General features: G+C 66.3%; 14 protein-coding genes. 2 read left to right on the plus strand and 12 right to left on the minus strand.

What is annotated here, in order from left to right; genetic code table 11:
- Positions 1–20: 20 nt before the first annotated feature.
- The 9 genes from INQ42_RS04105 to INQ42_RS04145 form a co-directional block, all read right to left on the minus strand.
- Positions 21–713: a Fe2+-dependent dioxygenase gene (locus INQ42_RS04105; RefSeq protein ID WP_194035264.1), complete on the minus strand. Its 693-nt coding sequence runs from the start codon at positions 711–713 to the stop codon at positions 21–23.
- A 12-nt stretch (positions 714–725) separates the two neighbouring features.
- Complete coding sequence (locus INQ42_RS04110) at positions 726–3,053, minus strand: catecholate siderophore receptor Fiu (RefSeq protein WP_194035265.1); 2,328 nt, start codon at positions 3,051–3,053, stop codon at positions 726–728.
- A gap of 250 nt (positions 3,054–3,303) precedes the next feature.
- Complete coding sequence (locus INQ42_RS04115; RefSeq protein WP_194035266.1) at positions 3,304–3,624, minus strand: non-heme iron oxygenase ferredoxin subunit; 321 nt, start codon at positions 3,622–3,624, stop codon at positions 3,304–3,306.
- Positions 3,617–4,210 carry a GNAT family N-acetyltransferase gene (locus INQ42_RS04120; RefSeq protein WP_194035745.1) on the minus strand — a complete coding sequence of 198 codons (594 nt, stop codon included), beginning with the start codon at positions 4,208–4,210 and terminating at the stop codon, positions 3,617–3,619. Before INQ42_RS04120 ends, INQ42_RS04115 begins: the two co-directional genes overlap by 8 nt.
- A gap of 2 nt (positions 4,211–4,212) precedes the next feature.
- The gene (locus tag INQ42_RS04125) at positions 4,213–5,490 is read right to left on the minus strand and encodes a cysteine desulfurase (protein WP_194035267.1); all 1,278 of its coding nucleotides are present in this window, start codon (positions 5,488–5,490) and stop codon (positions 4,213–4,215) included.
- A complete protein-coding gene (gene sufD, locus INQ42_RS04130) occupies positions 5,487–6,779 on the minus strand; it encodes a Fe-S cluster assembly protein SufD (RefSeq protein WP_194035268.1) in 1,293 nt (430 codons plus the stop codon). Before sufD ends, INQ42_RS04125 begins: the two co-directional genes overlap by 4 nt.
- Positions 6,779–7,555, minus strand: a complete 777-nt coding sequence (gene sufC / locus INQ42_RS04135; protein WP_194035269.1) for a Fe-S cluster assembly ATPase SufC — start codon at positions 7,553–7,555, stop codon at positions 6,779–6,781. The genes sufD and sufC overlap by 1 nt, the downstream gene beginning before the upstream one ends.
- A 75-nt stretch (positions 7,556–7,630) precedes the next feature.
- Positions 7,631–9,127: a Fe-S cluster assembly protein SufB gene (gene sufB, locus INQ42_RS04140; protein WP_194035270.1), complete on the minus strand. Its 1,497-nt coding sequence runs from the start codon at positions 9,125–9,127 to the stop codon at positions 7,631–7,633.
- A 43-nt stretch (positions 9,128–9,170) separates the two neighbouring features.
- Positions 9,171–9,635, minus strand: coding sequence for an SUF system Fe-S cluster assembly regulator (locus INQ42_RS04145; protein WP_194035271.1), 465 nt, complete (start codon positions 9,633–9,635; stop codon positions 9,171–9,173).
- A gap of 180 nt (positions 9,636–9,815) precedes the next feature.
- Between INQ42_RS04145 and INQ42_RS04150 the strand changes: the two genes are divergently transcribed.
- Both INQ42_RS04150 and INQ42_RS04155 read left to right on the plus strand, forming a co-directional pair.
- Positions 9,816–10,307: an SET domain-containing protein gene (locus INQ42_RS04150; RefSeq protein ID WP_194035272.1), complete on the plus strand. Its 492-nt coding sequence runs from the start codon at positions 9,816–9,818 to the stop codon at positions 10,305–10,307.
- Positions 10,308–10,416: 109 nt separating this feature from the next.
- Positions 10,417–11,217 carry a 3-hydroxybutyrate dehydrogenase gene (locus INQ42_RS04155; RefSeq protein WP_194035273.1) on the plus strand — a complete coding sequence of 267 codons (801 nt, stop codon included), beginning with the start codon at positions 10,417–10,419 and terminating at the stop codon, positions 11,215–11,217.
- 34 nt (positions 11,218–11,251) lie between these two features.
- Here the strand turns inward: INQ42_RS04155 and INQ42_RS04160 are convergent, their stop codons facing one another.
- The 3 genes from INQ42_RS04160 to INQ42_RS04170 form a co-directional block, all read right to left on the minus strand.
- Positions 11,252–11,752, minus strand: coding sequence for a putative toxin-antitoxin system toxin component, PIN family (locus INQ42_RS04160; protein WP_228064429.1), 501 nt, complete (start codon positions 11,750–11,752; stop codon positions 11,252–11,254).
- Between the two features lie 18 nt (positions 11,753–11,770).
- The gene (locus tag INQ42_RS04165) at positions 11,771–12,328 is read right to left on the minus strand and encodes a DUF1439 domain-containing protein (RefSeq protein ID WP_194035274.1); all 558 of its coding nucleotides are present in this window, start codon (positions 12,326–12,328) and stop codon (positions 11,771–11,773) included.
- Between the two features lie 133 nt (positions 12,329–12,461).
- Positions 12,462–13,337, minus strand: a complete 876-nt coding sequence (locus INQ42_RS04170) for a PhzF family phenazine biosynthesis protein (RefSeq protein WP_194035275.1) — start codon at positions 13,335–13,337, stop codon at positions 12,462–12,464.
- Positions 13,338–13,473 lie beyond the last annotated feature (136 nt).

Below are 13,473 nucleotides of genomic sequence, written 5' to 3' on the forward strand. Positions count from 1 at the left end.
CGCGCAGCCGTCGGCTCGGCTCAGGTTTCCGCCCAGAGCCGCAGCAGGTTGTGGTAAACCCCCGTGAGCTGAAGCAGCGCGGCGGAATTCTCCCCCGAAGCGGTCAGGGCCTGGATCGCGGTATCCATCTCGAACAGCATCCGGCGCTGGGCGTCATTGCGGATCAGGCTCTGGATCCAGAAAAAGGCGGCCAGCCGGGCGCCCCGCGTCACCGGCTGGACCATGTGCAGGCTGCTCGACGGATACAGGATCAGGTCACCCGCGGGCAGCTTCACTTCGTGCGTGCCATAGGTGTCGTGGATCACCAGCTGGCCGCCGTCGTACTCGTCGGGTTCGGACAGGAACAGCGTGCAGGAGATGTCGGTGCGCATCGTCGCGGCGACCTGCCCCGGCGGGGCGGCCGGGGTCATCACTGCGCCGTCGACGTGGAGGCCGTAGGTGCCGCCGCCCTGGTAGCAGTTGAAACGCGGCGGCAGCGCACGCAGGGGCAGGGCGGCGGCGAAATACAGCGGGCTGGCGGCGAGTGCGGCAGTGACGAGCTGCCCCAACTCGTGTCGCACCGGCGAGCCATCGGGCAACTGCAGATTGCGCTTGACCCCGGCGCCCTGGGGGCCGACGGTCTCGCGGCCATCGGTCCAGGCGGCGCTTTCCAGCGTCTTGCGGATCCGGGACAGGGACGCGTCGTCCAGTACGCCGGGGACATGCAACAGCATCGCGGGCTCCGATCAGAAGTGGTAGTTGACGGTGAACATCATCGAGCGCGGCGTGCCGGGGGTGTAGCGGTAGCCGCTCTTGTTGATCGCGGCCACATAGTCCTTGTCCAGCAGGTTGTACAGGTTCAGGCGCAGATCCAGATTGGGCGATACGGCATAGCTGGCGACGGCGTCCACGACCCAGTAGTCCTTGGTGTACGCCGGGGTGCCCACCGCGCCGTCCACGCCGCGCTTGAGCGCGCCGGAGTAGCGCGCGCCGCCGCCGATGGTTATCCCGTTGGGGAAATCGTAGGTCGACCACGCGGTGAATGCGCGCTTGGGCGTGTAGGTCAGGTCGGTGGATCCGTCAGTGCTTACCGCCGGACCAGACAGCACGTCGGTGTCCATCACGGTGAACCCGGTCGACACCGACCACGCATCGGTCACCTGGCCAACCGCGCTGAGCTCCACGCCGCGGACCCGCTTGCGACCGGTCTGGTAGTACTGTTGATCGACCGGATCGCGGATGAGCTCGTTGCTGATGCGGGTGTCGTAGAGCGCGGCCGTCAGCATCAGGCGCTGGTCGAGAACGTTCCACTTGGTGCCGATCTCGGCAGTGCGGGCTTTTTGCGGGTCGAGTGCCGGGTTGTCTGGACTGCGCTCCGCGTCGCTCAATTCCAGGCTCCCACCGCCGGGCGGTTGCTGGGCGACCGCGTAGTTGGCGTAGAAGCTGCCGTTGGCCACCGGTTTGTAGAGCGCACCGAGCTTCCAGTTCAGCAGCGTGTCGGAGATGCGCGCATCCACCCCGGGCACGATGGAGCCTTCATCGAGCAGTCCGCAATCCGGGCCGCGACGACCACCGCAGGGCACGGTGCTCTGGAATTGCGTCTTGTAACGGTCGGCGCGCACACCGCCGTTGAGCTGCCATTGCTCGTTGAATGCAATGGTGTCGAACACGTACGCCGCCACGGTGTCGGTGCGACCCTCGCCGCGGGCGCCGCTGCGCTCCCACTGCAGGCCGGTCACGTCGGGGTTCGGTCGATACAGGTTGACTGCCGGCCACGCCGTGCCAGTCACAGCACGCATGCCGTAGGTGTCGAGCTCTTCGCGGGTCAGCTCAATCCCGGCGCTGAGGTCGTGCCGCAAGCCGCCGGCGTCGAACCGGGTCGCCAGCGCGGTCTGGTTGGTCATGATCGTGTTGCGCTGGTTCTTGAACGTCGGCAGCGAGCGCGCCACGGTCCAGCCCGACGGGTCATCCAGGTCCGGCGTGACCAGATTGGCGGTCGAACCCATGAACGCCGTCAGCAGGTAGTCCTGCTTGGTGCTGCCCCAGCGGGTGGTGTTGATGAGTTGCGTCGCGTCGGACAGGTCGTGCTCGATGCGCAGCGTCGCCATGTCGGCGGTGACGTCGTCGTAGTCTGACAGCGTGCCGTAAAAGTTGCTGGACGCGACCGGGTCGGCATCGCCGAGCTGCGGACGGCTCGGATCGGGCGAGCTGTAGCCGGGCAGGCCGATCGTTGGCACGCCGCCGTCGGGCAGGTTGTCCTGCTTGACGTGCAGCAGATTCAGGGTGGTGCGCGTCGGGGTGCCCAGGCCGAAAGCCAGCGATGGAGCGATCGCCCAGCGCTTGTTCTCGATCGTATCGCGGCCGGGAACGCCGCTGTCCTGCGCCATCAGGTTCAGGCGCAGCGCGCTCGTGCCGCCCAGGGTCTGGTTCCAGTCCGCAGTGACGCGCTTCTGGTCGGCGCTGCCGTAGGACGCACTGACCGAAGTACGGTCGTGGCCGTGGGCCTGCTTGCTCACCAGGTTGATCGCGCCGGTAGGGGCGGTGCGGCCGTTGTCGGTGCCCGCGGGGCCCTTGGCCACCTCGATCTGCTCGATGTTGAACACGTCGCGCGAGATCGATCCGAGATCACGCACACCGTCTACAAAAATGCTGCCGGAGGTGTCAAAACCGCGCAGGTAGATCGCATCGCCGGTCGTCGTGTTGCCGTTCTCGCCCGCGTAGAACGTGCCGACGCCGGGGCTGTTGCGGAGCGCTTCGGTGAGGTTGGTCGCACCCCGCTCGTTGAAGAGGTCGCTGCCGATCACGTTGATGGTCTGGGTGGTGTCCAGCAGCGGCTGGCTGAACTTCGGCGAGGACAGTTGGCCCGAGGAATAGACCTTGCCGCGCTTGCCCTCGACGTGGACCGTCTCGAAATCCTTGGCGTCGGCGGCAGGGCCACCGTTCGACTGGGCCGTTGCGGCCAGCGGTGCGGCGAGCACGAGCCCGGTGAGCAGCGAGACCGACAGGCTGGAGTGTTGGGCCGAGCCCGTTTTGCGGAGTGATACGGCGTGCTTGCGACTGGTGATCGGGGACATTCGGGTGCCTGAATGGGGAGCCAGGCGTGACGCGGCCTCGTGGGCGCATCACCACTCTGGTTCGATCGAAGGGGAGCCCCGCGGAGGCACCGGATCGGGGGATCCGCCGACCTAAAGACCGGTCGCGCACCGCTGCAGGAACGGCGCAATGTTAAACGCAATCGAGAATCGTTCGCAATAGCGAAGACGAAACACGGCGAAAGATCGCCGCGTGGCGCGCGTGTGTCGAACAGCGAACCTTGGCGCCGACTCAGCGGTCGTCGCGCGTCCAGACTTTGTCGTCTTCGACCTTGACCGGGAAATTCACCACCGGCTCGTAAGCAGGCGCACACAGGGCGCTGCCGTCGCGCACGTCGAACTTCGCGCCGTGGAGAACGCATTCCACGGTCGCCGTGTCGCCATCGAAACGGCCGGCCGAGAGCTCGAAGTCTTCATGCGAGCACTTGTCTTCAAACGCGTAGAACGTGCCATCAAAGTTGACCACCATGATCGGCGTGTCGCCGTCCCAGGCGACGGTGGATTCGCCGGGAAGCAGCTCGGCGGTGCTGCAGACCAGGGTCCATTCACTCATTGCCGGGCTCCTCCGTGTCCGGCGCAGTGCGCAGGCGCTTTTCCAGGATTTCAAAACGCAGGTCCGCGCGGCGGGGAAGGCCGAAGCGCTCGTCGCCGTAGGGAAAGGGCTTGTGGATCCCCGTGCGCTGATAGCCGCGGCGTTGGTAGAAGCCGATCAGTTCCTCGCGCACGTCGATCACGCTCATGCGCATCAGCGGCAGCTGCCATTCGTCACGGACGATGCGCTCGGCCTCGTCCATCACGGCCTTGCCGACACCGCTGCCCTGCAACTGCGGCCGAACCGCGAACATGCCGAACTGTGCGGCTTCAGAGGGGTTGTCATCGTCGGGAGCGATGTAGGCGCAGGCGACGATACCGGCCGGGGCGGTGTCGACGTCGCCCGGCCTCTCGGCCACCAGCAGCATGCTGTCGGTACGCGCCAGGCAGGCCTGAAGGTCGGCGACGTCGGTGCGCTGCCCGTCCAGCAGGTCGGCCTCGGTGGTCCATCCGGCGCGGCTCGACTCGCCCCGGTAGGCGGACTGGACCAGCGCCAGCAACCCGTTGAGGTCGGCAGCCGTCGCCGCGCGGAAGTGCAGGGCGGCCATGCTCATGCCAGCAGGTTTCTCACCTTGCCCAGCGCGGCAACGAAGACGTCGATCTCTTCGAAGGTGTTGTAGAACGCAAACGATGCCCGGCAGGTGGCCGGAACGCCGAAGTGGTGCATCAGCGGGTGCGCGCAATGGTGTCCCGAGCGCACGGCCACGCCTTCCAGGTCGAGCAACGTGGCCAGATCGTGGGCATGGGCGCCTTCGACCAGGAAGCTGATCACCGCGGCCTTCTCGCGTGCCTTGCCGAAGATCCGCACACCCGGCACTTTCTCCAGCGCCGCGGTGGCGTAATCGAGCAGCGCCTGTTCGCGCGCTGCGATGTTGTCCATCCCGATCGCGCCCAGGTAATCCACCGCGGCGCCGAGTCCGACGAAGCCGGCGATATTGGGGGTGCCCGCCTCGAACTTGTGTGGCGCATCGTTGAACACGGTGCCCTCGAAGCTGACCTCGCGGATCATCTCGCCGCCGCCGAGGAAGGGCGGCATGGCCTTCAGGTGCTCGGGGCGTGCCCACAGCACGCCGGTGCCGGTTGGGCCGGCCATCTTGTGGCCGGTGAGGGCGTAGAAGTCGCAGCCCAGCGCAGCGACGTCAAGCGCCAGATGCGGCGCCGCCTGCGAGCCGTCCACGAGCGTGGTGATGCCGCGCTTGCGCGCCTGCCTGCAGATCTCGCGCACCGGGTTGACCGTCCCGAGCACGTTGGAGACGTGGGTGAAGGCGAGCAGCTTCACCTCGGGTGTCAGCAGCGAATACAGATGCTCCAGGTCCAGGTCACCGCGCTCGTCCAGGTTGGCGACCTTGAGCACGGCGCCGGTGCGCTCGGCGACCAGCTGCCACGGCACGATGTTGGCGTGGTGCTCCATCCGCGTCAGCACGATGGCGTCACCCGGCTGCAGCCGCGGCAGGGCCCAACTGTAGGCGACCAGGTTGATCGCGAAGGTGGTCCCGCTGCACAGCACCAGCTCGTCGCTGCGCACGTTGAGGAAGCGGGCCAGCTTGCGGCGGGCCCCCTCGTAGGCCTCGGTGGCCTCCGAGCCGAGCGCATGCACCGCCCGGCTGACGTTGGCGTTGTGTTGGCGGTAGAAGTCGTCGACCGCCTCGATCACCGCCGCCGGCTTCTGGCCGGTGTTGGCCGAATCCAGGTACACCAGCGGCTTGCCGTGGACCTGGCGGGTCAGCAGCGGGAAGTCGGCGCGGATCCTCGCCCAGTCGACCGCACCCGAACCGGCTGCATGCGTCGTGGGTGGCTGTGGCGCCGTGCCTGAGGCCGCGGCGGTCATGCCGGAATGGACCGTTCGAGCGCGTGGTCGAGTCGGGCCAGCGCCGCATCGCGCATGCCGGTGTCCTCCAGTACGGACAGGGTCTCGCGGCAGAACGCGGCGGTCAGGATCTGCCGCGCCTGCTCGGACGGCAGGCCGCGCGTGCGCAGGTAGAACATCGCGGTCGGATCCAGCTGCCCCACCGTGGCGCCATGGGCGGCCTGCACCTCGTCGGCGTGGATGACCAGCACCGGCTGGGTATCGATCTCCGCGCCCTCGCTGAGCAGCAGGTTCTTGTTGGAGAGCATGGCGTCACTGCCATCAGCGCCCTGGCGGATCTGGATGCCACCATGGAAGACCACGCGCGAGCGCCCCGAGCCGACGCCGCGCCAGACCAGTTCGCAGGTGCTGTCGCGCCCTGCATGATCAATCCCCAGACGGGTGTCCAGATGACGCTTGCCGTCGGCCAGCAACACGCCGTTGGCGTGCACGTGCGAGCGCTCGCCCAGCAGCACCACGTTGAGCTCGTGGCGCGACAGGCCGGCGCCCAGTTCGAGGTCGATGCGGCGGTACTCGGCGTCCTCGCCCACAACGGCATCGGTGCGGTGGATCAGGGTCGCGCCGTCCGATTCGTCCTGCAGGCGCGCGTGGGACAGGCGGGCGTCCTTGCCCAGCTGCACCTGCAGGATCGAGTTGGCGAAATGGCGGTGATCGCCGGCCATCAGCTGATGCTCGACCACGTTCAGGCGCGCGCCCTCGCCAAGCTCGATCAGGTGACGCAGGTGCCAGGCCTGGTCGCTGTCATCGCCGGTGCCGACGAAGACCAGATGAACCGCCTGGGCTGGCTGCTCGTTGGCCTCCACCCGCAGGACCACGCCCTCGGCGGCCAGCGCCGCATTGAGCCGGGCGAACACTTCGTCGCTGCGATCATAGCTGCGCTGCATGAAGCCGGCGGCGTCGGTTTCACCTTCGTCAAGCACCTCGGACACGCGCTGAAGGGTGACGCCCGCGGGCAGCCCTGCGATGTCGGAGCCGGCCTCGTGGTAGCGACCGTTGACGAACACGATGCGCGGCGAGGGGATCGCCGCAAGCAGCGCAGGATCGATCGCGGGAGCCACGTCGACAGACTCGAACGTCCGCCGCTCAAGCGCGCGCAGTGGCGTGTACTTCCACGCCTCCACACGGGCGTGCGGCAGACCATCACGCATCGCGGCGTCGAGCGCCGCACGTCGCGCCCCGCCGAGGCCGGCGGCGTCGCGCGACGGCAGGGTGTCGAAAGGGGCCGCCAGCGAATCCAGCAATGCGCTCATCAGGCCACCGCCTCCGGTGCGTCGTCAGGGGCGATGCGTCCCTTGATCCACTCGTAACCGTGCTCTTCCAGCTGCAGCGCCAGTTCCGGCCCGCCGGATTCCACGATCCGGCCGTTGGCCAGCACGTGCACCACGTCGGGCTTGATGTAGTCCAGCAGCCGCTGGTAGTGGGTGATCACCAGGAACATCCGGTCCGGCGAGCGCAGCGCGTTGACGCCTTTGGCCACCGTCTTCAGGGCGTCGATATCGAGGCCGGAATCGGTCTCGTCGAGGATCGCCAGCTTCGGTTCCAGCAGCGCCAGCTGGAAGATCTCGTTGCGCTTCTTCTCGCCGCCGGAGAAGCCCTCGTTGACGCCGCGATGCAGCAGTTCGTCCTTCAGGTGCAGCACGGCGAGCTTCTCGCGCACCAGCTTGAGGAACTGCATCGAGTCGATTTCGGTCTCCCCACGCGCCTTGCGCTGGGCATTCAAGGCCGTGCGCAGGAAGTAGGTGTTGTTCACGCCCGGAATCTCGACCGGGTACTGGAACGCCAGGAACACACCCAGCGCGGCACGCGCCTCGGGTTCCATGGTCAGCAGGTCCTGGCCCATGAAGGTCACCGAGCCGGCGGTGATGTCATAGCCTTCTCGACCGGCAATGACGTTGCCCAGCGTGGACTTGCCTGACCCATTCGGGCCCATGATCGCGTGCACCTTGCCCGGCTGCAGCTCCAGGTCCAGGCCCTTGAGGATTTCCTTGTCGCCGATGGAAACGTGCAGGTTTTCAATTTTCAGCATGATGGTTTTCTCGTGTCCCGCCGGGCGGGTAAAGATGTCGGGTCCGGCCGCGAGGGCCGGACGCGGAAAGGGGGTTTAGCCGACTGCGCCTTCCAGGCTCACTTCCAGCAGCGCCTTGGCTTCCACCGCGAACTCCATGGGCAACTCGCGGAAGACCTGCTTGCAGAAGCCGTCGACGATCATCGACACCGCGTCTTCCTCGCCGATGCCGCGCGCGCGGCAGTAGAACATCTGGTCGTCGCTGATCTTGGAGGTGGTTGCCTCGTGCTCGACGGTCGCGGTGGGATTGCGCACCTCGATATACGGGAAGGTGTGCGCGCCGCATTTCTTGCCGATGAGCAGCGAGTCGCACTGGGTGTAATTGCGCGCGCCTTCGGCGCTGGAGGTCATCTTGACCAGGCCGCGGTAGGTGTTCTGGCCGCGGCCGGCGCTGATGCCCTTGCTGATGATCGTCGACTTGGTGCGCTTGCCGATGTGGATCATCTTGGTGCCGGTATCGGCCTGCTGGCGGTGGTGGGTCAGGGCGACGGAGTGGAACTCGCCGGTGGAGTCATCGCCGATCAGCACGCACGACGGGTACTTCCAGGTGATCGCCGAGCCGGTTTCGACCTGGGTCCAGTGGATCCGGCTGCGCGCGCCGCGGCACTCGCCGCGCTTGGTCACGAAGTTGTAGATGCCACCGACGCCGTTCTCGTCGCCCGGGTACCAGTTCTGCACGGTGGAGTACTTGATGTCGGACTCCTCAAGCGCGACCAGCTCGACCACCGCCGCGTGCAGCTGGTTCTCGTCACGCATGGGCGCGGTGCATCCTTCCAGATAGGAGACCTTGCCCCGGTCCTCGCAGATGATCAGCGTGCGCTCGAACTGGCCGGTATGGCCGGCGTTGATGCGGAAGTAGGTGCTCAGCTCCATCGGGCACTTAACGCCGGCCGGGATGAACACGAAGCTGCCATCGGAGAAGACCGCCGAATTCAGCGCGGCAAAGTAGTTGTCGCCCGGCGGAACCACGCTGCCGATGTACTTGCGCACCAGTTCGGGGTGGTTCTGGATCGCCTCCGACATCGAGCAGAAGATGATGCCCTTCTCGGTCAGCTCCTTGTGCACCGTGGTGCCCACCGAGACGGAGTCGAACACCACGTCGACCGCCACGCCAGCCAGCTTGGCGCGCTCGTGCAGCGGAATGCCGAGCTTGTCATAGGTATCGATCAGTTCCTGCGGCACCTCGTCCAGCGACTTGTATTTGGGTCCCTTGGGCGCGGAGTAGTAGCTGAGCGCCTGCAGGTCGATCGGGGCGATGTCAAGCTTGGCCCAGTCCGGCATGGGCATCGTCAGCCAGTGGCGGTAGGCCTCCAAGCGCCACTGTGTCATCCACTCGGGCTCTTCCTTGATCGCGGAGAGCTGGCGGATGATGTCCTCGTTCAGGCCCGGCGGCAGGCTGGTGGTCTCGATGTCGGTGATGAAACCGGCTTCGTAGGTACGCCCAAGCTGCGCGTGGATCTCGCGATTGCTGCCATCGCCCGACGGGGGAGTCGGCGCGGCGGGTGTGGGGTTTTCTATCGTCTGGGTGGCCATGGGGTGCCTGTCCTGTTTTGAATATTGGTGCTGAATGAGGGTGTCAAATGTTGGCCAGACGCAGGTCGATGCGCCTCGCGCCCGGGAGCGGTGGGTCGGCCGGTCGCGGCGGGACCAGCATCTGCGCCAGGCTGACCGAGCGCAGCGCGTCGGCGACCACATCGTTGATGTGGCGCCAGTTGGCACGTACGTGGCAGGAGTCCTGGATGCCGCAGTTGCCTTCGTGGATACTGCACTCGGTCATCGCCAGCGGGCCTTCCATCGCCTCGACGATTTCGACCAGGCTGATGGATTCCGGCGCGCGGGTCAGGCGATAGCCGCCATTGGCGCCGCGGAAGCCTTCCACCAATCCCGCCTGGGCCAACGGCTTGAGGAGTTTGCTGACGGTCGGGGTCTCCAGTCCGGCACGCTCCGCCAGCTCCGGCGCACTGAGCACCAGCGACGGATTCGCCGCGAGCACGGTCAGCACCACGGTCGCGTAATCGGTGAGTTTGGTGACCCGCAACATGGGTTCTCCTTAATCAGTACCGTTATTGTACGGATTGTTGATCGGGCTTCCAAGCGCATTGACGATGGCGGCGTTCGGACGCCCGAATCCGCACCAGCCTTCCACCGGGCGTCGTTCCAGCTATGGCGTGCAGGGGCAGCTGGGCCACAATACGCAACTGTCTCCCGCTGGAAGCCTTGCATGCCGCGCAAGATCATCGCCCGCCATTCCGCCATCCACGGCACTGGGGTGTTCGCCGTCGCACCGATCGCCAAGGGCGAGCGGATCGTGGAATACACCGGTACGCGCCGCACCCACGCAGACGTCGATGCCGGCGACAGCGGCGATGCGTCGTCCGGGCACACGTTCTTTTTCACCCTCAACGACGAGTACGTGATCGACGGCAACTTCAAGGGCGGGGTGGCGCGCTGGATCAACCACAGCTGCGAACCCAACTGCGAGGCGCTGCTGGTCGAGCACGAAGGCGATGACCGCAGCCTGGATCGCGTGTTCATCGAGGCGATCAGCGACATCGAGCCGGGCGACGAACTGGTCTACAACTACGGCATCACCCTGGCCGAGGCGCATACGCCCAGGATGAAGCGGATATGGGCCTGCTACTGCGGCGCCGATACCTGCACCGGGACGATCCTGCAGCCCAAGTCCAAGCCGCGCGGCAAGCGCAAAAGCTGACGGCCCAGCGGCGGTGCAATTGGACATAGGTGCACCCCACCGGCACGCGTGAGGCGGGCGCTGACTGGTTAAGATCGACGGTCCCTATGCACTGTTCCAGGAGTCCGGCATGAGTTCGATCCAAGGCAAGGTCGCCGTTGTTACCGGCGCGGCCAGCGGCATCGGCAAGGAAATCGCTTTTGATCTTTCCCGTGCCGGGGCCCGGGTTGCGATTGCGGACATCAACCTGGACGGCGCGAGTGCGGTGGCCGAGGAAATCCGGGGTGCCGGCGGCGATGCGATGGGCATCGCGATGGACGTCACCGACGAAGCTGCGGTCAATGCCGGCGTCGAGGCGGCAGTGGCCGCGCTGGGTCCGATCGACATCCTGGTATCCAATGCGGGCATCCAGATCGTGAATCCGATCGAGAGCTACGCGTTTGCCGACTGGAAGAAGATGCTCGCCATCCACCTGGATGGCGCCTTCCTGACCACCAGGGCGGTGCTGCCGCACATGTACCGCGACGACGGCCAGGGCGGAAGCCGCGGTGGCGTGGTGATCTACATGGGCTCGGTGCATTCCCATGAGGCGTCGAAGTTGAAGGCGCCCTACGTCACCGCCAAGCACGGGCTGCTGGGACTGGCGCGCGTGCTGGCCAAGGAGGGCGGCAGCCGAGGGGTGCGCAGCCACGTCGTCTGCCCGGGATTTGTGCGTACGCCGCTGGTGGACAAGCAGATTCCCGAGCAGGCAAAAGAGCTCGGTATCAGCGAGGAGGAGGTCGTCAAGAAGGTCATGCTGGGACAGACCGTCGATGGCATCTTCACTACGGTCGAGGATGTGGCGCAGACGGTGCGCTTCCTGGCCGAGTTCCCCAGCGCGGCGCTGACGGGGCAGAGCGTCGTGGTCAGCCACGGCTGGTACATGCAGTAACAGGACGAACTTGGTCTGCACCTGCCTGCGGCGGCTATGACACAAGCGGCAGGGTGAATTCACTCGTCCAGGCCTGCGGGGTCATCACGGAAAAGAGCCCGAGCCGCCGGCAGCGTTTCGCCAGCACGAGGAGGTCGTGATCGCGGCTGAGCAACCAGCGCGCACCCGCGTCCCGGGCCAGTTCGAGAAACTTCTGGTCGTCGGGATCGCTGCAGCGTGGCAGCGGCGGATCTGCCGTCAGTGATCTGGCAGCCGCGGGAGCAGCGGCGACATCCGCAACCAGGGCGTCAAACGAATCGATCAATTCCGCCTGGCGCCGCGGATCCAGACGCAGTGAGGGGTAGGCGAGTACGCGCCGCCACTCCGCGCGCGTGTCGGCGTTGACCACCGCGATGAGCCTTCCCGATAGCAGTGCCTGCGCCAAGGTGGCGACACCCGGATCGTCGAACAGCAGCAGGTCGAGGCAGACGTTTGTGTCCAGAACGATCCGTTCTGCGCCGCACAATCGGCCCATTGGGACATCCGGCCTGTTCAAGCCAACGCGCGAACCGAACTACTGCGAGACATCCAGCACCACCACGCCGTTGTCGATCCGCGCCGCACCGATGCGGCGCGCCACCAGTCGCTGGACCAGTTCGTGGTCCAGCCGGTAGATCGGCTCTTCGATCGCGAATGCGGCCAGCCACCCATTGATGAGTTCCCGCGAAGCGTCATTCAACGAGCCACCGGCACTGTCGATGGTTTCAATCACTGGATCCTGGAGGTGAAGGCCAAGGGTCTGGGGGTCGAAGCGCAGGCCACTGGTGATCAGGATGCGTCCAAGCTGACGGGGCTCGGCGCGCGCACCAGTCACCGCGCTCGCGTTCAGGCTAAGGCGAAGCCGGTTGCTGTCGTAGGGGATGGAAAGTCCCGGCTTCTCCAGCCGCAAGGTGGCAAGACCCGCCAGTTTGTCGAACTCCCGCGGAAAGTTCCGGTCCAGCGAACGCTGCAGTTGCGGCTGGGTGAACGTTACCTGGCTGCTGAGCATGGAGCCGAAGGTGTTGAGTGTGGAGCAGCCTGCAATCACGATCGCGGCCAAGGCAAGGGACATGACGACAACGGCTGTACGCATGGAAGCTCCTGCAACGATTACCGGACCGTCAGCCAGTCGTTGATGACCTGCCGGGTCGCCGGTGACGGGATCGCCGGCTTGCTGATCCTAGCGCCTGGCGGGGATGGTTGCGTGTATGGATCCACGACTGGTGCTACCAGTCGATCATGCCGCTGACGATCGGGCAGACCCTGCCTCCCGACCAGATCTCGCCGTCCTCGTCGACCCGCAGGTTCAGCCGGGCGTCGAATCCCACCTCGCGGCCCTGACTGGCCACGTAGCGGCCGTTGCGGCCGGGCAGGGCATCGTTCTCGCGCAGCCAGGCGGCGAGGACCGCATTGGCCGCCCCGGATGCGGCGTCCTCGAACGGGGTGCCGGCACCGACGAAAGCACGCACCGCCAGGTCGTGGTCAGCACCGTCGGAGCGCGCGAATGCCAGCAGCCCCATCGAATCGGTGCTTGCCGCCAGTTGCGCGATGGCCGTCCAGTCCGGATTCGCCGAGCGCAGCGCGTCTTCACCCGTCAGCTCCGCTACCCACCAGCGACGCCCGCCGTCCATCAACGCAGGCGGCAACCCGCCCACTGGCAGGCCACGCAAGGCCGGAGCCAGCTTGGTGTCGTCAGCACGCCCGACCTCAGCCACCCGCGCGGTTGGCGTGCGGACAGCGATCGAGCGTTGGCCGTCGTGGTCGTCCACCTGCAGCGGCAACAGCCCGGTCATGCCTTCCTGCACGATGCGTCCATCGGTTGCCTCCGCCATCCCGGCCTGCAACACCGCATAAGCCGTGCCGATGCTGGGGTGGCCCGCGAAGGGGACCTCGCGGTCGGGGGCGAACATGCGGATGCGGTAATCCGCGTCAGCAGCGGCTGGCGCGAACACGAACGTCGTTTCCGGACGGTCCGACCAGCGGGCGATGGCCTGCATTGTTGCTGCATCCAGGCCGTCGGTGTCGAGCACTACGGCCAAAGGGTTTCCGGCACCGGGCCGGTCGGCGAACACGTCCAGTTGCAGGTAGCGGCGCTGGGTCATTGCGGGGGTCCATTGAACGGGGGGCGGCGACACTAATGCGATGGAACGCAAAAAGCCTGCGGCGGGAACCGGAGCCAATACGTGCGCCAAGGGATTCTAGTGCTTACAGGCAGACACGAAGTCACGGAGCGTGGCA

It is taken from the genome of Lysobacter avium (assembly GCF_015209745.1).
Classification (GTDB): Bacteria; Pseudomonadota; Gammaproteobacteria; order Xanthomonadales; family Xanthomonadaceae; genus Novilysobacter; species Novilysobacter avium.